Source organism: Rossellomorea marisflavi, assembly GCF_009806575.1.
Classification (GTDB): Bacteria; Bacillota; Bacilli; order Bacillales; family Bacillaceae_B; genus Rossellomorea; species Rossellomorea marisflavi_A.
In genome coordinates, this window is sequence record NZ_CP047095.1 from 1,450,228 (window position 1) to 1,471,050 (window position 20,823).

21 protein-coding genes, 1 pseudogene and 1 other annotated feature are annotated in these 20,823 nt (G+C 48.2%); of the genes and pseudogenes, 17 read left to right on the forward strand and 5 right to left on the reverse strand.

All coding sequences use genetic code 11. The annotated features are described in order from the left end of the window. Positions 1 to 69: 69 nt before the first annotated feature. From nfsA to D5E69_RS07715, 10 genes are all read left to right on the forward strand, one after another. A complete protein-coding gene (nfsA, locus tag D5E69_RS07675) occupies positions 70 to 819 on the forward strand; it encodes an oxygen-insensitive NADPH nitroreductase (protein ID WP_048004490.1) in 750 nt (249 codons plus the stop codon). Positions 820 to 1,148: 329 nt separating this feature from the next. Next, positions 1,149 to 3,044 (forward strand): PrkA family serine protein kinase, encoded by a 1,896-nt coding sequence (locus D5E69_RS07680; protein ID WP_048004489.1) that lies wholly within the window; start codon positions 1,149 to 1,151, stop codon positions 3,042 to 3,044. Between the two features lie 109 nt (positions 3,045 to 3,153). Next, positions 3,154 to 3,321 carry a hypothetical protein gene (locus tag D5E69_RS23350; protein ID WP_162838956.1) on the forward strand — a complete coding sequence of 56 codons (168 nt, stop codon included), beginning with the start codon at positions 3,154 to 3,156 and terminating at the stop codon, positions 3,319 to 3,321. Positions 3,322 to 3,384: 63 nt separating this feature from the next. Beyond that, positions 3,385 to 3,555, forward strand: a complete 171-nt coding sequence (locus D5E69_RS07685; protein ID WP_156183351.1) for a hypothetical protein — start codon at positions 3,385 to 3,387, stop codon at positions 3,553 to 3,555. 409 nt (positions 3,556 to 3,964) lie between these two features. After that, the gene (gene yhbH, locus D5E69_RS07690) at positions 3,965 to 5,125 is read left to right on the forward strand and encodes a sporulation protein YhbH (protein ID WP_370296723.1); all 1,161 of its coding nucleotides are present in this window, start codon (positions 3,965 to 3,967) and stop codon (positions 5,123 to 5,125) included. Between the two features lie 157 nt (positions 5,126 to 5,282). Further along, complete coding sequence (locus D5E69_RS07695) at positions 5,283 to 5,768, forward strand: STAS domain-containing protein (RefSeq protein ID WP_063191989.1); 486 nt, start codon at positions 5,283 to 5,285, stop codon at positions 5,766 to 5,768. 95 nt (positions 5,769 to 5,863) lie between these two features. Continuing rightward, the gene (locus D5E69_RS07700; RefSeq protein ID WP_159129512.1) at positions 5,864 to 6,595 is read left to right on the forward strand and encodes an alpha/beta fold hydrolase; all 732 of its coding nucleotides are present in this window, start codon (positions 5,864 to 5,866) and stop codon (positions 6,593 to 6,595) included. Beyond that, a complete protein-coding gene (locus D5E69_RS07705) occupies positions 6,567 to 7,703 on the forward strand; it encodes a phosphotransferase enzyme family protein (RefSeq protein WP_249931610.1) in 1,137 nt (378 codons plus the stop codon). The genes D5E69_RS07700 and D5E69_RS07705 overlap by 29 nt, the downstream gene beginning before the upstream one ends. Positions 7,704 to 8,086: 383 nt before the next feature. Next, positions 8,087 to 8,899 (forward strand): pyrroline-5-carboxylate reductase, encoded by an 813-nt coding sequence (gene proC, locus D5E69_RS07710; RefSeq protein ID WP_048012900.1) that lies wholly within the window; start codon positions 8,087 to 8,089, stop codon positions 8,897 to 8,899. A gap of 2 nt (positions 8,900 to 8,901) precedes the next feature. After that, positions 8,902 to 9,420, forward strand: a complete 519-nt coding sequence (locus D5E69_RS07715) for an NAD(P)H-dependent oxidoreductase (RefSeq protein ID WP_159129513.1) — start codon at positions 8,902 to 8,904, stop codon at positions 9,418 to 9,420. A gap of 37 nt (positions 9,421 to 9,457) precedes the next feature. Here the strand turns inward: D5E69_RS07715 and D5E69_RS07720 are convergent, their stop codons facing one another. From D5E69_RS07720 to D5E69_RS07730, 3 genes are all read right to left on the reverse strand, one after another. Continuing rightward, positions 9,458 to 10,090 carry an SIMPL domain-containing protein gene (locus D5E69_RS07720; RefSeq protein WP_159129514.1) on the reverse strand — a complete coding sequence of 211 codons (633 nt, stop codon included), beginning with the start codon at positions 10,088 to 10,090 and terminating at the stop codon, positions 9,458 to 9,460. A 4-nt stretch (positions 10,091 to 10,094) separates the two neighbouring features. Continuing rightward, complete coding sequence (locus tag D5E69_RS07725; protein ID WP_200843179.1) at positions 10,095 to 10,532, reverse strand: transporter; 438 nt, start codon at positions 10,530 to 10,532, stop codon at positions 10,095 to 10,097. A gap of 62 nt (positions 10,533 to 10,594) precedes the next feature. Next, entirely contained in the window at positions 10,595 to 11,542 is a 948-nt protein-coding gene (locus D5E69_RS07730) for an L-lactate dehydrogenase (protein WP_159129516.1), read from the reverse strand. A gap of 176 nt (positions 11,543 to 11,718) precedes the next feature. Here D5E69_RS07730 and D5E69_RS07735 point away from each other — a divergent pair, with 176 nt between their 5' ends. Both D5E69_RS07735 and D5E69_RS07740 read left to right on the forward strand, forming a co-directional pair. Continuing rightward, entirely contained in the window at positions 11,719 to 12,258 is a 540-nt protein-coding gene (locus D5E69_RS07735) for a GNAT family N-acetyltransferase (protein WP_048004480.1), read from the forward strand. A gap of 27 nt (positions 12,259 to 12,285) precedes the next feature. Beyond that, entirely contained in the window at positions 12,286 to 12,753 is a 468-nt protein-coding gene (locus D5E69_RS07740) for a tetratricopeptide repeat protein (RefSeq protein ID WP_231593195.1), read from the forward strand. Positions 12,754 to 12,804: 51 nt separating this feature from the next. On the opposite strand, the gene D5E69_RS07745 is transcribed toward D5E69_RS07740, so the two are convergent. Beyond that, positions 12,805 to 14,106: an NCS2 family permease gene (locus tag D5E69_RS07745; RefSeq protein WP_048004478.1), complete on the reverse strand. Its 1,302-nt coding sequence runs from the start codon at positions 14,104 to 14,106 to the stop codon at positions 12,805 to 12,807. A gap of 1,173 nt (positions 14,107 to 15,279) precedes the next feature. Then, positions 15,280 to 15,717, reverse strand: a complete 438-nt coding sequence (locus D5E69_RS07750) for an Lrp/AsnC family transcriptional regulator (protein ID WP_048004477.1) — start codon at positions 15,715 to 15,717, stop codon at positions 15,280 to 15,282. A gap of 121 nt (positions 15,718 to 15,838) precedes the next feature. Between D5E69_RS07750 and D5E69_RS07755 the strand changes: the two genes are divergently transcribed. From D5E69_RS07755 to D5E69_RS07775, 5 genes and pseudogenes are all read left to right on the forward strand, one after another. After that, on the forward strand, positions 15,839 to 16,255 hold the full coding sequence (locus D5E69_RS07755) for a carboxymuconolactone decarboxylase family protein (RefSeq protein ID WP_048004476.1): 417 nt from the start codon (positions 15,839 to 15,841) through the stop codon (positions 16,253 to 16,255). Between the two features lie 47 nt (positions 16,256 to 16,302). Then, positions 16,303 to 16,508 (forward strand) — a binding site (T-box leader). Between the two features lie 57 nt (positions 16,509 to 16,565). Further along, positions 16,566 to 17,810 carry a tyrosine--tRNA ligase gene (gene tyrS, locus D5E69_RS07760; protein ID WP_048004475.1) on the forward strand — a complete coding sequence of 415 codons (1,245 nt, stop codon included), beginning with the start codon at positions 16,566 to 16,568 and terminating at the stop codon, positions 17,808 to 17,810. Next, a complete protein-coding gene (locus D5E69_RS07765; RefSeq protein ID WP_048004474.1) occupies positions 17,807 to 18,610 on the forward strand; it encodes a MerR family transcriptional regulator in 804 nt (267 codons plus the stop codon). Before tyrS ends, D5E69_RS07765 begins: the two co-directional genes overlap by 4 nt. Positions 18,611 to 18,681: 71 nt before the next feature. After that, positions 18,682 to 19,883, forward strand: a pseudogene (locus D5E69_RS07770) (multidrug effflux MFS transporter). A gap of 391 nt (positions 19,884 to 20,274) precedes the next feature. Continuing rightward, complete coding sequence (locus D5E69_RS07775; RefSeq protein WP_231578798.1) at positions 20,275 to 20,799, forward strand: DinB family protein; 525 nt, start codon at positions 20,275 to 20,277, stop codon at positions 20,797 to 20,799. Positions 20,800 to 20,823: the final 24 nt, after the last annotated feature.

The following is a 20,823-nucleotide window of genomic DNA, read 5'->3' on the forward strand; positions in this document are numbered from 1 at the left end:
AATGAAAATCAAATGATTTTCATTCCTTTTTTCGTTTGGTTTATACTAAGAGTCAAGGAGATGATACCTATGAATGAAACAATAGAAACGATACTCAAACACCGTTCCATCCGTCAGTTTACTGATCAAACCTTGACGGATGAAGAAATCCGTACGATTGTGAGCTCTGCTCAGGCTGCAAGTACGTCAAGCTACATACAGGCGTATACGATCATCGGGGTGAAGGACCCGGAGAAGAAGAAGAAACTCGCCGAGCTCGCCGGGAATCAATCCTATGTAGAGCATAACGGTCACTTCTTCGTGTTCTGTGCCGACCTCCACCGCCATGAAAAGATCGGTGAGTGGGAAGGAGCCGATGTGGTACCGACACTTGAAAGCACCGAAAAATTCATGGTCGCCCTCATCGATGCGGCACTTGCTGCGCAAAACGCATCGCTTGCGGCGGAATCAATGGGACTTGGAATCTGCTATATCGGCGGAATCCGAAACGATCTTGAACGTGTAAGTGACGTATTGAATCTTCCCGACCGGGTCGTTCCGTTGTTCGGTCTTGCAGTGGGACACCCTGCACATGAATCCGACGTGAAACCGAGGCTTCCGTTTGATGCCATCTACCATGAAGATGGGTATGAGAGGGATGAGGCGAAGATGAAGGAAACATTGAAAGAGTACGATGATACCATTTCTTCCTATTACCACGCACGTACGGCTGGGAAACGATCCGACCGCTGGAGCGGTCAGATGGCCAATATGCTTTCGAACAGACCCCGCATGTATATGAAGGAGTTTGTGGAGAAAAAAGGATTCAATAAGCGCTGAAACAAAAAAACTGACCGATGGGGTCAGTTTTTTTGTTTAGTTGGAGCCGGGCTTGTCATTATAGCCTGCAGTGAAAATCGCAGTCAAGAAAGCCAGGGATACTCCCAAAATCAATAGAAAATTCATTTCCAGACCTCCCAAGATGAACTTGTCATACAGTCTGGTTTTAGTATAGCCTATTTTACAAATGTTGTGAACTTCTTTTTGAAAACGCGTTCAGTCGCCTTCCTTTATTCCCCTTGATAAATCCCATCTTCTTAACATGTTCACAGGAGGATGGGCATAGAGTATATTAATCGTCTCTCAACAAGTGACAAGGGGAGGTCCTTATGGATATCTTAAAAAGAATTGAACATTTTCGAGAAGAAGAAGAAAAGCTGAAATGGGAAGGGACGTTTGCACAGTACCTGGATCTGCTGAAAGAAAAACAGTGGGTCGGTCAGTCAGCACATTCACGGGTTTTTAATATGATCAAAGACGCAGGCGTGGAGGATATAGAAGGCAAGCGGAAGTACAATTTCTTCAGCGATCAATTATTTGGTCTCGAGGAAGCACTCGAACGCCTGGTAGAAGAATACTTTCATCCGGCTGCGAAACGACTGGATGTCCGTAAGCGGATCCTGCTTTTGATGGGTCCTGTCAGTGGAGGGAAGTCGACCCTGGTAGCCATGCTGAAACGGGGTCTGGAACAATACTCAAGAACCGATCGCGGAGCGGTCTTCTCCATCAAAGGTTGTCCGATGCATGAAGATCCGCTCCATCTCATTCCCCAGCATCTCCGGGAGGAATTCTTCGAGGAATATGGCATCCGGATCGAGGGGAATCTATCCCCGCTCAATACCATGAGGCTTGAGAAGGAATATCACGGGCGCATCGAGGATGTGCAGGTGGAAAGGGTTTTCTTCTCTGAAGATAAACGTGTCGGCATCGGGACATTCAGTCCTTCTGATCCAAAATCCCAGGATATTGCCGATTTGACGGGCAGCATCGATTTCTCGACCATCGCGGAGTATGGATCAGAGTCCGATCCGAGGGCGTACCGGTTCGACGGGGAGTTGAATAAAGCAAACCGCGGACTGATGGAGTTCCAGGAGATGCTGAAATGTGATGAAAAATTCCTATGGCATTTATTATCCCTGACGCAGGAAGGGAATTTCAAAGCAGGACGTTTTGCGTTAATTTCTGCAGACGAACTGATTGTGGCCCATACAAATGAAACGGAGTACCGCTCCTTCATCGCGAATAAGAAGAATGAAGCCCTTCATTCAAGGATCATCGTCATGCCGGTTCCGTACAATCTCAAAGTGACACAGGAAGAAAAAATCTACGAAAAAATGATCAATGAGAGCGACGTGAACAACGTCCATGTGGCCCCTCATACTCTCAGGGTGGCAGCCATGTTCACGATTCTGACACGCTTGAAAGAACCGAAGCGTGGGGATATCGACCTCATCAAAAAAATGCGCCTGTACGACGGCGAAAGTGTCGAAGGATTCAACTCGGCCGATGTGGACGAAATGAAGAAGGAGTACCAGGACGAAGGCATGAGCGGCATTGATCCGCGGTACGTGATCAACAGGATCTCTTCCACCATCATCCGGAAAGAAGTGCCGACCATCAATGCGCTGGATGTCCTCCGTGCGCTCAAAGAAGGACTGGATCAGCATCCGTCCATCACAGCCGAGCTTCGGGAAAAATATCTGAACTTCATATCACTTGCCAGAAAAGAATACGATGATATCGCGAAGAAAGAAGTACAGAAAGCCTTTGTGTACTCGTATGAAGAATCAGCCAAGACCCTCATGGATAACTATCTTGATAATGTCGAAGCGTACTGCAACAAAGCGAAGCTCCATGATCCGCTCACCGGTGAGGAAATCAATCCGGATGAAAAACTCATGCGCTCCATCGAAGAACAGATCGGAATCTCTGAAAATGCGAAAAAAGCGTTCAGGGAAGAGATCCTCATCAGAATTTCCGCCTATGCCCGTAAAGGGAAGAGATTCGACTATAATTCCCATGATCGCCTGCGGGAAGCCATCCAGAAGAAACTTTTTGCCGATCTGAAAGACGTTGTGAAGATCACGACATCTTCCAAGACGCCTGATGAGCAACAGTTGAAAAAGGTCAATGAAGTCGTGGCAAGACTCATCGATGAACACGGATATAATTCAACCAGTGCCAATGAGCTCCTCCGCTATGTAGGAAGTCTCCTTAATCGTTAAAAGGTGAGCCGTCGGTCAAGTGCCGTCGGCTTTCTTGATTATCCGGATGTACACCTCATCGGTTTAGAAACCACCATTACGGGAAATTTAGTAATAGAGGTGAAAACGGATGAAAAAAAATCATGAACAAGAACCTGAGAATGGTTCAATGGCCGGTAACATGGAAGAGATGGAGCAGCTCGGGAAGCAGATGGAGCGTCTACGTACGAATGAAGAACTGAAAGAAGATAAGAAGCAGCCCGATCCCGTACAATTCAAAGAAGAAGATAAAAGTTGAAAGAATAATCAGAATATAGTAAGCTGAATTCAAAGCCGGTATTCTTCGAAGGAAGGTGAAGGGATGTCCACACATGACAAACCGATCTTGCAGGAAGAACCTTTTAACGGTACGATGGCCAACAATCTGGATGAAGTCATACGACTTGGAAAACAGATGGAAAAGCTCCGTTCAAGTGAAGAACTCAAGCTGAATAATCGTCAGTCAGACCCGGCTCAATATGAAGAAGGATGAACAGGTGTGAATTCACACCTGTTTTTTTATTGTGCGGTGGTAGGGCTACTGGAGATAGCATAAGTATGGACTAGGGGTTTGTACGTAGGGCTGGTCAGGTCCTGCCGCCTCCGCTTTTCGTGATGTCCAGCTCCGGCGGGTTGACCCTCGAGGTCATAAGCCAAGCAACCCAAAAAGGCAAAGAACGCCTTTCCGGGTTCCTCGTCTTATGCTTGTCGGGTCAGATCGACCGGCCTCCGCTTTTCTATCATTGTCGAAATTATTTGTAAATTTATCGATGCTTTTGCATAGGATAGAGTAATCCCCGTTTCTTTATTGACGGGAAAAATGAGTGCGGGCAGCCATCATAGTGTATGCACCGATACCGATACATGTGAAAAAAGATAAGGAGGGGAAACGTTTGAGCCAGATGGATAATCATCAATTTGTCATTTCCAAAGAAGATTGGGCCCTCCACCGCAAAGGTCATGACGATCAACAGCGTCATCAGGAAAAGGTACAGGATGCAATCAGGAATAATCTTCCGGATTTAATCACAGAAGAAAACATCGTCATGTCAAATGGAAGAGACGTTGTGAAGATACCGATCCGGTCATTGGATGAATACAAGATCCGCTATAATTATGATAAAAATAAGCACGTTGGCCAGGGGGACGGGGAAAGCCAGGTGGGGGATGTTGTCGCCAGGGATGGGAATCCCCAGCAGGGACCCGGAAAAGGGAAAGGAGCAGGGGACAAAGCCGGTGAGGATTACTACGAAGCCGAGGTCTCCCTCATGGAAATTGAAGATGCCCTTTTTAAACAGCTGGAACTGCCGAATCTGAAGAAGAAAGAGCAGGACGTGCAGACGGTTGAGCATATCGAGTTCAACGATATCCGCAAGACGGGCCTGATGGGCAACATTGATAAAAAGAAAACGATGATGTCGGCTTTTAAGCGGAATGCCATGACGGGAACACCTGGATTCCATCCGATTACAAGGGAGGATCTGAAGTTCAGGACGTGGAATGAAGTGCTGAAGCCGGAATCCAAAGCTGTCGTACTGGCAATGATGGATACAAGTGGATCCATGGGGGTATGGGAAAAGTATATGGCCAGAAGTTTCTTTTTCTGGATGACGCGCTTCCTCAGGACGAAATATGAGACGGTGGAGATTGAGTTCATCGCCCATCACACAGAAGCAAAGGTTGTCTCTGAAGAGCATTTCTTTTCCAAGGGGGAAAGCGGCGGGACGATTTGCTCGTCCGCATATCGGAAGGCTTTGGAGCTCATCGACTACAAATATGCACCGAGCAGGTACAACATCTATCCATTCCACTTCTCCGACGGAGATAATCTCACATCTGATAACGTGAGATGCGTCAAACTGGTGGAGGAGCTTATGAAAGTATCGAGTATGTTCGGATATGGGGAAGTGAATCAGTACAATCGCCATTCTACCCTGATGTCGGCATATAAAAATATTAAGAACGAAGATTTCCGCTATTATATCTTGAAACAAAAAGCGGATGTGTTCCATGCCATGAAAAGCTTCTTCCATAATTCAGGTGACAAAGCAGCACTTGCATGACCGAAGACCAGCCGGGCTGGTCTTCTTTCTTTTGGTGTAACTTTTATATCGTCAGTAGAATTTTTCCAGAGATCCCGGAACATTTGGATAGAAACTTTACATAGGGTAGTGCTAAACTAGTCATAGCGTAAAAAATATGTTCATGTGAGGTTACAGTATGAGTGTGGAGACACAGGAAATCGTTCAGTTAAAAGAAGAGGTCCAGGAACTGAAAAGAAAGCTGGTGGAAGCGGAACGCGAGATTACGGATATTTCTGCCCCGGTCATTCCCTCCATCGTTCCTGAAACCATCCTCATTCCAATCATGGGTAGGTTATCTCAGGAAAGATTCGAGGCGATCATCACCAGAATCCTGGATGTATCCTATAATCAGGACATCAATACGATCATCGTTGATTTCTCCGGTATAAGGGAGAAGGACATCGGTGAGACGGACGTGTTCGGCATGAATATCAATAATATGGCCAAAGCGGTACAGCTTATGGGAATCGAAATCCTTTTCGTCGGGTTCACTCCGTCCCTGACCCAAATCGTGATTCAATCAGACGTAAGGGAAGTCGGACAGGTGAAAAGCTTCCTTAGTTTCAAGACGGCTCTTCAGTACTTGATGAGCGAAAAGAGTCTTTCATTCCAGAAAAAGTGATGCGAATCAGCCGAGGCTGGTTCTTTTTTTAGCGGATGGATTCCCCAAGGTTCCGGGACAATAATAAAAATGGATAAGAAAGAAGGGGATTCGGCATGAAACGATTTTTTAAGTGGGCAGGAATTCTCCTCCTCGCCTTGATTGTCATAGGAGGTCTATCCTTTTATGTTTGGTCACAGCAAACCTACTCAGCCACTTCATCGCTTGAGGAAAAAGTGGATCTTCAAAAAGCCGAGGCAAAGGATGGCAAGTGGCTGGTGTTTAAAGGAGATGGAGAAAAGGGCGTGATTCTTTACCCAGGGGCAAAGGTGGAAAAGGAAGCGTACGCCTATATTGGACAGGAGCTGTCTGAGCGGGGATACACCGTGGTGATTCCAGATGTACCATTGAACCTTGCATTCTTCGGGGTGAACGTACCGGATGAAATCATGAAAGAATATAAGGGTGTGAAGGAATGGTACCTGTCGGGTCATTCTCTTGGAGGAGTGGCGGCATCAAGCTATGCTGGTGACCATCCGGACAAGGTGAAAGGGATCATTTACCTTGCATCGTACCCTGCGGAATCCACGGACTTTTCTTCCTCAGACCTATCATTTCTGAGCATCTGGGCAGAGAATGACGGACTCGCAACTAAGGACAAGATTGACAAAAGTAAATCTCTTCTTCCTGCAGATACGGGGTTTCATGAAATCCAAGGCGGAAACCACGCAGGATTTGGTGTGTACGGTGCTCAAAAAGGAGACGGGAAAGCAACCAAATCAGTCTGGGATCAGCAGGATGAAGTGATTCAAACGATTGATGAATGGATTAAGGGAAGAGCCGGATGATCGGCTCTTTTTCTATTGGGCAGGAAAAACCGCAGGTACAGACGAAATAGTAGTGGAGGAAACAGTACTGCATACAGGAGGAAACATGATGGAATCTTGGATTGACGCACAATGGACAAAGGAAAGATTGAAAGAAGCGGCCGGGATGTTTGAGTGCGATGCATCGGACGCCCGAAAGCTTGGTGATTTTGAGAACTATGTGTACGAAGTGAAAAAGGAAGGGGCTCCCTTCATCCTGAGGATCACCCATAGCTCCCACCGCACGCAAATCGAGTTGGAAGCAGAAATGAAATGGATCAACTTCCTCCATCGGCATGGATTGAACGTGTCCCTTTCCCATCAATCCAGTACAGGTAGACTTGTTGAAGAACTGCCTGGGGAAGACGGATGCTTTTTTGTCAGTTTATTCGATAAAGCACCGGGAGTAGCTGTAAAGGTGAACTCCGATCACTTTGGAGAGGAGCTCTTCGAAAAGTGGGGAAGTCTCACAGGTAAGATGCATGCCACCACAAAACACTATCGAGATCCTTCTTCAAAGGCAAGAATGGCGTGGGATGAAGATGACATCCTGAATTTCGACCGGTATCTTCCCCGGGAGGATGAAGAGATCATAGAGCTTGGAAAACGGACAATCGAGGAAATCAGGACATTTCCACAATCCGAGGATACATACGGTTTGATCCACTCTGACATCCACCACGGCAATTTCTTCTACGATCAGAGGGATGGGGATCTTCATGTCTTTGATTTTGATGATAGTATGTGGTTTTACTTCGCCAGTGATATCGCCATACCACTATATTATTCAAGCTGGTCGAAGCATGGAGGTGATCCTCTTCATGTGCGTTCCGCCTTCGGGGATAGGTTCCTTCGTTCCTTCCTGCGTGGATATCAGAGCGAATGCCCGGTTTCGAAAGAATGGTTCCTGCGGATCCCACAGTTCCTCCTTCTAAGGGATTTGACCCTCTACTCCGTTTTCCACCAGAAGTGGGACCTGGCCAATATTCTTCAGGGAGAAAAAGAGCTACTTGATGGATTGAAGAAGAGACTTGAACAAAAGGAACCTATGGTCGACCTCGATTGGGAGGCCATCTACGACAACCGCTAAAATCGATTGAGGCTGGGACAAACGTGTTCTAGTCATAGGAAAACCCGAATTCATTTGCCTACGATCAGGCAAAGTTCGGGTTTTTCATTTGTTTCATGACCATTACGATTTCATTGTGTCCAGCGGTTGATTGGAGTGCAAGACGAAGACTCCTGGGGGAAGAGTAGCGTATGTAAGACCCATGCCAAGTAGGCTCACGGGCCACCCGCGGAAATCTAAGTCTTGCACGGAAATCATGACCGGTACAAAGAACCTGCACTGATCGTGTTCATCATGAAATGGTACCATGGATGTTTTGTCCCAATCTTGGTTTTTGATGTGAACCATTTTTCCTTTCAGTGGTTTTTTGATATGATTCATAGGTGGAAGAAGAGGTGTAGAGAATGAAACAATCAATCGGCTTTATCGGCTGTGGAAATATGGCGCAGGCCATCATAGGCGGCATCGTCAGCTCCGGACTGGTGGATAAGACATCTGTCATGGCGAGCGCCAAAACCCGCGGAACCGTCGAGAGAATAGAAGAAAAATACGGAATCCATACCACGTTGGACAATGGAGAGGTAGCGGCATTTTCTGACTTGTTGTTCATCGCAGTCAAACCGGATCAACACCAGGAGATCCTCTCCTCCATCAGGGAGAACTTGAAGCCGGATACCATCGTCATCACGATGGCCGCAGGTATTACGCTTCATTGGATGGAATCGGTTCTATCTCCGGACTCTAAAATCGTCAGGACGATGCCGAATACGCCATCCCTTGTAGGAGAAGGGATGACAGCGTATTGTGTTAATGGCAGGGTAGGAGAAGGCGAGCGTGAGATAGTCCATGCGGTTCTTGAGAGCTTCGGCAAAGCAGAAGAGTTGGACGAAAGCCTCATGGACGCCATTCCTGCCGTAAGCGGCTCGTCACCGGCTTATGCCTTCATGTTCATGGAAGCACTGGCAGACGGTGCGGTGAAAGAGGGCATCCCCAGAAAGCAGGCATATAACCTGGCAGCCCAGGCGCTCCTCGGAGCAGCAAAGATGGTGCTTGAAACGGGCAGCCATCCTGGAGAGCTGAAGGATGCGGTCTGTTCACCGGGAGGGGCTACCATCGAAGCCGTCATTGAACTTGAAAAGAGTGGCTTCAAGGGAAGCATCGTAAGGGCAATGGATGCCTGTACAAAAAAAGCAAAACAGCTGGGAAGGGAAGATTGAACATGAACGTATTGGTAATCGCTGCACATCCGCGAATGGACGAATCAATCGTCAACAAAGCCTGGGTAAAGAGGCTGGAGGAAGAGGGCAATGTGACGGTCCACGACCTTTACCGCGAATATCCGGATTTCCAAATTGACGTAACACGTGAGCAGAAGTTGGTCGAAGAACACGATAGGATCGTCCTGCAGTTCCCTTTCTACTGGTACAGTGCCCCTGCGCTGATGAAGGAATGGATCGATGCCGTGTTGACCTATGGTTGGGCATACGGCAGCCAAGGTACGAAGCTTCATGGCAAAGAACTTCTGATTGCGACGTCTACGGGTTCACCGGCAGAGGCCTACCAGGCTGGAGGAAAGAACCATTATTCCATGAGCGAGCTATTGAAGCCGTTCCAGGCAACATCGAATCTGATCGGAACGACGTTTCTTCCGGCATTCATCGAGCAAGGCGTCAGGATGCTGGATGAAGAAGGAGTGGCCCGGTCTGCCGAGAGGCTTGCGGATTATATTAAAAAGTAATAAAAAAAACGGCTCCTCGAAGCCGTTTTTTGTGAAATCAATGCGTAGTAAACGTAACGATGAGTGAAGCCTTAACGGATATTTCACCCGGTAGGATGGCAGATTCCTGAACTGCGAGCTTCATAGGGGAAGGGAACTCAACGGATTGACCTTCTTTGATAGAAAGCGGATCAGGAACCAGCTCCTGACCCGATTGCCTGGCAAGGACCGTGGCCTTTGCCAGGGCATCCTGAAACGCTTGTTCAAGGGCATGCTGATAAAGGGCAGTGGAATGGGAGGAGAGGAACTGGATCCCTTCCACCCTGTTTGCTCCGGCCTTCACGGCGTCATCGATGATCTTTCCCGCCCTTTCAATGCTTCTAAGGTGGATGCGCAGAATATTCACGACTTCATATCCGTTAAAGATCTGCTTTCCATCTTCAAAGGAATAGCGGGGGATGATCTGATAGTTTGCCGTCTGTATATCACTTTTTGAAACTCCGTTTGCTTGAAGCGTACCGACTATGTTCTTTATGTTTTCGTTATTTTCCTGCTGGGCTTTTTGCAGATCGGGGCCTTCAGTCATCACCCCTAATGTGAGCAGGGCTTCATCAGGCGCTCCATAAGAGGTGTGTTCTCCTGATACGGTGATGGTCCCACGGGAATCGGTCACGCGCATGTATGGAAACATCGTATTATACACATGTGAAGGATTCGATTTTATCGAGATCGATTCCGAAATACACCCATGTGAATCCGATCCATCTCCACCCTGCTATGGACCTTCTGCCGAGGAAGACAGGGTAGAACCAGAAAGCATCCCGGTTGAGCCAGATATAGGTATAGCGGAACAGGCATCTCCGGATGGAACCCGGGTCCACGGCAAACGTCGACGTTCCTCCAGGGCCGCCCTGCATGACGGTCTTCTGAGGCTGGAAGTTAGGTGGAGGTCCAGGTGGCGGCTGATTTTGTCCACCGCCCTGAGAAGGCGATGGGGGCCCGCTGCTGCCCCCTTGCCCAGGTGGCGGGGATGGCGGGAATACATTTGGAAGTCCGGGGATGGAAGGGAAGCCGGTGCCTCCGGAACCTCCTCCACCGGGAAAACCGGGTAGGAATTGTCGCTGATCGTACATAATAGAACCTCCTCCATTCATGTTGGTATCATTGTATGAGGAGGAGGTTCGTGTGTGCGTGTCTATAAATCAGAAGGGAAACCGGTACTCATGGCGTGCTTCAACGTATCAATGGATCTCTTGAATTGCTTCTGCTCCGTTTCATCCAGTGGAAGTTCGACCACCTTCCTGATGCCTTGTCGATTGATGATGGAAGGCACCCCGGTATAGAGACCGTGCTGCCCATACTCCCCATCCAGGAGGGAAGAGATGGTAAGGATGCTGTTCTCATCATTCAGTATAGCTTTGGTGAGACGGGCCAATCCCATGGCAATCCCGTAGTAGGTGGCTCCTTTTTTCTCAATGATATGGTAGGCAGCATCCCTGACGTTTTCAAAAAGGTCCTGAAGATCGCTCTGGACCTGTGGATCCGTAAGATCGACCAGGTCACCAAGGGCGCTGGCCCCGATGGTGGCGTGACTCCAGACCGGAAATTCGGTGTCGCCGTGTTCGCCCATGATATAGGCATGGATGTTCCGCGTATCAAGGTGAAAGTATTCACCCAGCAGGTAGCGTAGCCTTGCGGTATCAAGGATCGTCCCTGAGCCGATCACCCTTTCCTTTGGGAGCCCGGAGAAAGTCCAGGTAGCATAGCTTAATAGATCGACGGGATTGGTGGCCACGAGGAAGATACCATCAAAGCCGCTCTCCATCACCGAATCGACAATGGTTTTAAAGATCCGGACGTTCTTATCAATAAGATCCAACCTCGTTTCACCGGGTTTTTGATTGGCCCCAGCGGTGATCACGACAAGATCTGCATCGCGGCAGTCGCTGTAGGCTCCTGCACGTATCTTCATTGGGGAAGAGAATGCGAGGCCATGATTAAGGTCCATGGCGTCTCCCATGGCTTTTTCGACGTTCATGTCGATCATCACGAGCTCATGGACAAGATTTTGATTGAGAAGGGCAAAAGCATAGCTTGAACCGACAAAGCCTGTTCCGATCAATACGACTTTATTTGTTTTCATCTGTCATACTCCCTTTTTGATTGGATTTATGAAAGTGGTAAGTTGATGTTGATAATGTGAAGTATTTCACAAACTTATAGTAGCATACTCCAAATTGAATTTCCAACACGAAATTTCGACAACTTTAAAGGGATTCCCCGAAGCTGCGGGGAATAAGTCCATAGGAGGGATGCACGATGCGTTATGAGAAAGGTGATATCAAGGTCCGGCCGCTGAAGGAAGAAGATGCCGAATTTCTTTATAACTGGCTGAACGATCCGCGGATCCTTGAGTATTACGAAGGAAGGGACAAACCCTTTACCCATGAGATGGTGAAGGAAGCTTTTTATAATGACGATAAAGAGAAGGTCGCCTGCATCGTTCAATATAAAGGGGAGAAGGTCGGTTATCTCCAATACTATCCATTGGACGATGAGACCAAGCAGCGCTATGGATATACGAATCTTGATGAATTCATCTACGGGACCGATCAATTCATAGGAGATTCACGGTACTGGAATAAAGGCGTGGGCACCCTGATGATCAAGGCCATGGTGGAATATTTTATGCTTGAAAAAGGCCTGCACCGACTGGTGATGGATCCGATGACATGGAATCGAAGGGCAATCAGATGCTATGAAAAATGCGGCTACAGCAAAGCACGGATCCTTCCTCAAAATGAGCTGCACGAAGGTGAATGGCACGACTGCTGGCTGATGGAATACATACCGGATTGAAATGGATGGGTGGATATGGAAGATGCAATGAAAAAAGCGATTGAAGCAAGACGATCAGGGAATACAGGGGAGTCGATCAGAATACTGAAAGAGCTGATCGCCCAATACCCCGACAGTGGAATCCTGCACTATCAATGTGCCTGGAGTCATGACGCATCAGGGCTTGAAGAGGAAGCCGTAGAGTATTATGAAAAAGCATTGAAATATGGGTTGGATGAGGAAGAGTCGATCGGTGCTTATACGGGACTCGGGAGCACCTACCGTGCCCTCGGGAAGTATGAAAAATCAAAAGAAGTGCTTGAGGAAGGTATTGAACGGCACGGAGACCGGGCAATGACTGTCTTCTACAGCATGACGCTGTATAACCTTGGAGAGTCGAAGAAGGCAATGGAACTGCTGTTGGGACAGCTGTGTGACACTTCTTCCGATGAATCGATTCAATCATATGCAACCCCGATCAAGTACTACAGCTTGGACCTTGATCGTACGTGGTAAAGCAATCAAACCAAAAAAGGCAGCTCCCGTCGTGGGAGCTGCCTTTCCTCTTTAATGAGGGATGAATGCCAGCTGATAGAAGAACAGCACGGCAAAGATATACACAAGGGGATGGACTTCACGCCATTTTCCTTTGGCCACTTTCAGGAGCGGGTAAGAGATGAACCCGAGTGCAATCCCTGTAGCGATGCTCGAAGTAAGAGGCATGCTTAGAATGATGAGGAATGCCGGGAAAGCTTCATCGAGCTCGTCCCATTTGATGTGGGAAATGCTTCCGATCATCAGGCTTCCTACGATGATCAAAGCTGGAGCCGTGATGGCGGATAATCCCGAAACGGCACTCACAAGAGGACCGAAAAACGCTGAAACGATGAATAGTACAGCCACTGTAAGAGAGGTCAATCCTGTACGTCCTCCTGCTGATACCCCTGCGGATGATTCAACGAAGGCACTGGTAGGACTCGTACCGAACATAGCTCCGACAGTCGTCCCGAGTGAATCAGCAAGGAGTGCTTCGCGGGCACGCGGCATTTCATTGTTTTTAAGGAGCCCGGCCTGCTGGGCAACACCGACCATCGTACCCGTCGTATCAAAGATGGTCACAAGCAAGAAGGAGAATACGACAGCGTACAAGCTGTGCTGAATCACATCGGTGAATGCAGTGATCGGGTTAGAGATGATCAGCCCTTCAGGCAGATGAGGCATGGCGACGAAGCCTTCCTTGAACGACAGGTCACCAGTGAAGAATGCAACAATGGCCGTGATGATCATCCCGATGAACAGCGCCCCATGTACATTCAGGACCATGAGGACGAGGGTGACAGCCAGTCCGATCAGAGCAAGGATGGCAGACGAAGAATGCAGGTCCCCGAGTTTAACGAGATTGGACGGATCAGCTTGGATCAGTCCGGATAAACGAAGACCGATAAACGCGATGAAGAGACCGATACCGGCTGTGATCCCATGTTTAAGGTTTTGCGGTATGGCTTCGATCAATTTCTTACGGAACGGTGTCAGCGAAAGGATGATGAAGATGATACCGGCTACGAATACTGCTGCAAAGGCAACAGAGTACGAAATATCTTCATGCCCTCCGACAACGGAATATGTAAAGTAGGCATTCAATCCCATTCCTGGGGCGATGGCAATCGGATAGTTTGCGAACAGTGCCATCCAGAGCGTACCGACAGCTGCCGAGATGATGGTGGCCATGAATACCTGGTCGAACGGCACCCCTGCATCGGAAAGGATGATCGGATTGACGACGACGATGTAAGCCATTGTTAAGAACGTGGTCAGTCCGGCAAGGATTTCTGTCTTGGTTGACGTGCCGTTTTCCTTTAATTTAAACATTAGTGTAATACCTCCAATAAAAACGAACGATTAAAAAGCACAACTACTATAATATTCGGTAATACATCGTTTTTCAATAGGTATCGACAAATTTTTTATATTTTTGTGTTGGTTCTTAAAGAACTGATAATGAAAGTTATACACTGGACGTTTCGTTCCGCTTCGGATGGCCGCTTTCCGGCGGGGAGGGAGTTGAGCCGCTTCGGCTGCGCCTGCAGGGTCTCAACCTTCCCTCTTTTCCCGCGGGAGTCGGCCACCCTCCGCTGCACTGCACTTTTGGTGATGTAGGGAACGTCATTTATATACGTTTCTCCTTATTGTTTGAGGGAGTGAGTGCTAGTCATCACAGCATTTCTTTTTGTGTGTGAATTTGCATAAGGACGTTCCGTTCCGCTGCGGCCGGCCGCTTTCCGTGGGGAGGGAGTCGAGCCTCCTCGTGCCTGCGGGGTCTCGATCATCCCTCTATTCCCATCGGAGTGGTCCGGCCTCCGCTGCACTGCACTTTTGGTGGTAGGGAGATGGTGATTTCCACACATTTCTCCTTATTGTTTGTGGGAATGAGCGCTAGTCATCACAGCATTTCTTTTTGTGTGTGAATTTGCATAAGGACGTTCCGTTCCGCTGCGGCCGGCCGCTTTCCGTGGGGAGGGAGTCGAGCCTCCTCGTGCCTGCGGGGTCTCGATCATCCCTCTATTCCCATCGGAGTGGTCCGGCCTCCGCTGCACTGCACTTTTGGTGGTAGGGAGATGGTGATTTCCACACATTTCTCCTTATTGTTTGTGGGAATGAGCGCTAGTCATCACAGCATTTCTTTTTGTGTGTGAATTTGCATAAGGACGTTCCGTTCCGCTGCGGCCGGCCGCTTTCCGTGGGGAGGGAGTCGAGCCTCCTCGTGCCTGCGGGGTCTCGATCATCCCTCTATTCCCATCGGAGTCGTCCGGCCCTCGCTGCGCTGTGCTTTTGGTGGTAGGAAGATTGTGGTTTTCACACATTTTTACTTGTTGTTTATGAAAGTGAGTGCTACTTATTACAGCATTTTGTACTTGAATTTGGGGGTTCCGTACGGTTCTGTTTGTCCAGCACATTCGAGTTATCACCACTCTGCTGATTGGGTTCGATTAGATGCAGCGTTAATAGTATCTCCAAGTGTTGGGTATCCATGTAGGTGCCTCTTTAATTTGTGAAAAGGGTACGGGTTTCGACTTCTGAGAAGATGAAATGGGTGACGGTGTGGGCGAAGGGATTGATGTAGTCTATGAAGGCTTCAGCCTCGGTGAACGATGCAAAGTGGAGCTTGAGCATGAAACAGGCTTGCCCTGCGATCCGGTAGCAGAAGTCCACGTTTGGAAGCTCACTGATTTTTTGCTTGAATCCTTTGTAGTCCCCGTTTTTCACTGTGGCTTCGATGATGCACTGAATGTCGTTGCCGAGTTTTCCTAGGTTGACCTTCGTAGTATAGGACTCGATGACACCATGGGATTCCATCTGCTTCACCCTTTCGGAGACGGATGGGGAAGAGAGGTTGATCCGCCTTCCGAGTTCACTCATGGAAAGCCTGCTGTCCCGCATAAGTTCGTTCAAAATCTTCCTGTCGATGTCGTCAATTTTCATACGTAATGATCTCCTTCGTATTTGGGTTTAATTATTAACGTTTAACGAGCGAATTCTTTTTGATCTGAATGTAAAAGAGTTAATTAGATTGATATGATTATTCTATAAGGAGGAGATGAAAATGACAAGGATTGCTTCAGCTGAGATAGGCGCAACACCGTTCATGCGCCTGCTTGGACATCATGAAGGGGTAATGGAACGATGGGGGCAGCTTTCTGAAGAATTGGAGGGTGACGGTCATTTGACGAAAGAGCTGAAAGAGCAGGTGAGGCGGGTATTGGCATTTCAAAATGGATGCTTATACTGCCAGGCAAAGGGAAGACCGGATCCTGGGGTGTTTGATGAAAAAACATCAGTGGCCGTCGGTTTTGCAGAAGTGTTCGGTGTGCAGGGGAGCAGGGTTCAGGATGGTCTGTTCAATGTGCTGAAGGAATCGTTCAGCGACGAAGAAATCTCAGAACTTATTGCCTTCATCAGTTTCACCTCTGCTTCCCAGACATTTGGAGCCCTCATGGATCTTCGTCCGGAAGAAAATTAAATTGCAAATATTTTGCGAATCTGGTATGATCAGTTCAATTTAACACATGTAAAGCGATGAGAGGAAATCCAGTAGCAACGATCTCCATGTTTAAGAGAGCCGGTGGGTGGTGCGAACCGGTACAAAGGTCGGGTGAATTACAATCCTTGAGCGTCCCTGCATTCGTGGGGAACGGACGAACCGTTATTCGATTGAGTGGAAGAATCATTGTCTTCAAGAAGGGTGGTACCGCGTGAGCAATCACGTCCCTTTTTGAAGGCAATTTTTTTATTTCATCATGTGTTAGAAATGATTAAGGGAGGTAACGTCAATGCAAAAGCTGACAGATCAACAAGAACAAGAAGTACAGGAGCAGCTGGCTGTCTACCGGCAGGGTGTGCAGGAGATCATCCCTCTCAAAGAACTTGAAAGTAAAATCAGGACATCCGTCATTGAAAATAGACCCTTGAAAATCAAACTGGGGCTTGACCCATCTGCACCGGACGTTCATCTCGGACATACGGTCGTTCTGAATAAGCTTCGCCAGTTCCAGGATCACGGCCATATCATCCAGCTGATCATCGGCGACTTCACGGGGAAAATCGGGGATCCAACGGGGAAATCCGCCGCTCGTAAACAGCTCACCGAAGATGAGGTGAAACATAATGCTCAAACATACTTTGAGCAATTCTCTAAAGTCCTGGACATGGATAAGGTGGAACTCCACTATAATTCCAAATGGTTGAGCGAGATGAAAATGGAAGATGTCATTGGATTGGCGGGGAAAATCACAGTGGCCAGACTGATGGAGCGCGATGACTTCGAAGCGAGGATCAAGGAAGGCAAACCGATCTCCCTTCATGAATTTTTTTACCCGTTGATGCAGGGATTCGACTCGGTGCAGCTTGAATGTGACATCGAGCTTGGCGGAACGGACCAGCATTTCAATGTGCTCATGGGCCGTCATTTCCAGGAGAAATTCAATAAGGAGAAGCAGGTTGTCATTCTTATGCCCCTTCTTGAAGGTCTCGATGGAGTCGATAAGATGTCAAAGTCAAAACATAATTACATTGGAATCGACGAGAGCCCTGAAGAAATGTTCGGAAAGACGATGTCACTGCCCGATCACCTTATGATGAAATACTTTGAGCTCATCACGGATCTTGCTCCTGAGAAAATCCATGAAATCAAAGCCTCTTTGGCAGCAGGACAAATGCATCCCCGTGATGCCAAGATGCTCCTCGGCAGGACCATCGTCAGGATGTACCATGGCAACGGGGCTTCCGAGCGGGCACAAGAGCAGTTCATCTCTGTTTTCCGAAAGGGAAGTATGCCCGATCAGATTCCAGAGCTGCAGTGGAACGACGGTATTGAAGAGATCAACATCCTCGAGCTGCTCGTCATGACTAAACTTCTCCCTTCCAAAAGCGAAGCGAGGAAGATGATCATGAACAAAGGAGTAAAGCTTGATGGAGACAGGGTGGAAGATCCACATCTTACCGTGAGGGTACAGGAAGGAATGACTCTGCAAGTCGGCAAGCGGAAATTCATCAAGCTCCTGGTTGATGGGGAATGAAGGATCAGTTTACCATCGGACAAATGTCAAAGCTCTATGATATACCAGTGAAAACCCTGAGGTATTATGATGAAATCGGGCTATTCACTCCGTATCATACGGATGGGGTAACAGGTTATCGGTATTACCGCGCCGAGCAGTTCCAGCAGCTCGATATGATCAGCTTTTTGAAAGACTTGGGAGTCCCACTGAAGGAAATCAAGCAAAAATTGGAGCACAGCACGCTGGATCAGTTTTTACACACCCTGGAGAAATACGAGGAAACCACAAGAAGGAAAATGAATGAGTTGCAAACCACTCATCGGCATCTCACCCAAAAAATTCAGCAGCTTCAGCTTGTGAAGACAACGGAACGCGGACCTATGCTCTCCTCTTTGCCAAAGAGAAGCATCTGGAAAGAAGAGAGGTCCTTTTCTTCCCTGGGAGATATGGAAGTGCTTCTCAGGGAAATCAAGAAAACCGTCAATCATATGACGCCCATCATGGTCGGTTCCGTCGGGTTGTTTGTATCACCGGACCATATCAGCGGAGAAGAGGCGTTTGCCTATGACGGGTTGTATATCCTTCTTGAAGATGCAGAATCCGGATACGATACTTTACCCGAAGGAACGTATGCCACTGTCTACTCGGTGGAGGATCGGAGAAAGGATTCCTTCTATTATAATGAGCTGGTGAAGTTTGTATCAGGGCTGGGCCTTGAAACGGAGGGACCACTCTATACAAGGCAGATTGTCGATTCCTTCATTTCCCACATGAGGGATGAACGATTGATTGAGTATCAGATCAAAGTTCGTGATTGATTCCTATTGACCCTCCAGTTACTGGAGGGTTTAAAATGATGATGGCTATACAACATAAAGGAGAGTCATCCATGAAGGAATTAGCACACACGCAATCAAAAACGTATTTATTCATTTTTATCCTCATCATGGGCTGCCTCAGTGCATTCGGGCCCCTGACGATCGATATGTATCTTCCAGGTCTGCCTACTCTTGCCACGGATCTTGGCACCAATGCATCTACGGCCCAGCTGAGTTTGACAGCCTGCCTGATCGGGCTTGCCGCGGGACAGCTCATCGTCGGTCCCTACTCGGACATGGTGGGAAGGAAGAAACCGCTGATTGCAGCTTTGATCCTTTTCACCATTTCATCGATCCTGTGCATGTTCACCGGATCGATCTGGGGGCTTATTGTTCTCCGGTTCATCCAGGGACTTACAGGTGCTGCGGGAATGGTCATTTCAAGGGCCGGCATGCGCGACCGCTTTTCCGGTCAGGAACTGACGAAGTACTTCGCCATGCTGATGCTCGTCAATGGATTGGCGCCCATTGCAGCTCCTGTAGCCGGGGGACAGCTTCTTCAAATCATGTCATGGAGGGGCATCTTCGGTGTCCTCGCCCTCATCGGGGGATCATGCTCCTCGCCGTCTGTTTCGGATTGAATGAAACCCTTCCGGAAGAAAGACGGAAGACCGGGGGGATTTCCAGCGTTTTCAATACCTTCGGCCGTTTGATCAGGAACCGGGTCTTCATGGGCTATGTCCTGGTGCAGGGATTCGCCATGAGTGCCATGTTCGCCTATATTTCAGGATCTACCTTCGTCTTGCAGGATATTTACGGGCTCTCTCCGCAAATGTTCAGCATGATTTTCGCCTTGAACGGTCTTGGTCTCATCATTGCCACCCAGGCAACAGGAAAGCTCACTCCCGTATTCGGTGAAACGTCGCTGCTGCGGTATGGGATCCTTCAGGGGTTGACTGCGAGCGTGCTGCTCATTGTCAGCATCACGATGGAGGCATCGGTCGTATTCATTTGTATCTTCCTGTTCCTGACCGTATCCACCGTCGGAATCGTCAATACCACCGTATTCTCCCTTGCAATGAATGATCAGGGTGATAACGCAGGGAGTGCAGCTGCCCTCCTGGGATTGTTGCCATTCATTCTGGGAGGCGCTGCGGCACCCCTCGTCGGACTGGGCGACGGGGCTTCAGCGATCCCCATGGCTGTCGTCATTGCCATTTGTGAAGCCGTGGCAGTGATATCCTACTTTATCATGGTAAGAAAATCGGGATGAACCCAAGAAAGAGGTTGGGGTAAAACAAACGAAAACGATTAGTGTAGGTTCATAATACAGCTCATGATTTCCGTGCAAGACTTTGCTTTCCGCCCGTGGCTCGTGAGCCTCCCCGTCAAGCCTGCGGGATGTGAGACCCCGCAGGAGTCTTCGTCTTGCAATCCATTCAACCGCTGGAAACAATCGCAATGGTCACGAAACAAAGTAAAAACCCGAATTCATTTCCTGATCCCAGGCAAATGAATTCGGGTTTTACTATGACTAAAACATTTTTGTCCCAGTCTCTTTTTTCTTCCGTTTATACTTTAAGTATACCATGTCCATGTGGAAAGTATCAGTCTGTTTTTCCTTAAAATCCCTGCTAAAATGAGCTAGAGAAGGGGGAATGACCGTGATTGATTACAGGATTACAAGCAAAGAAGGATTTGACCCTAAGATTGGTGAACTGATTTCCATGCTCGAGCATACCAGGAGCGTGACAATGGAAGAATTATGTGGAATCAGCCGGGAAGAGCTGGATTATGTGGACGGTCCCGGTGGAAATACCATCGGCAGTCTGCTCATGCATATAGCTGCGATCGAACGGATCCATCAGATTCTTTCTTTTGATGAGAGGGATCTGACACAGGATGAAAGTGATACATGGGGGAAGGCCCTCAACTTGGGGGAAGGGGCCAATAAGCAGTATCATGGATTGGAGGCGGCGGCCTATCTTGAGGCGCTACAAGAGGTTCGGAGTGTAACACTCGCGTCCTTTTCCCGGTTCTCGGATCAATGGCTCCAGGAAGAGAGGAAATGGGGGAATGGGGTTTCGCATAACTTCCATTATATTTGGTATCACGTCATGGAGGATGAAATCAATCATCGGGGACAGATCCGCCTTTTGAGAAGGAAGTATAGAGCGTGTTCAAACTAGTTGGATCGATGGATAACGGGCGTG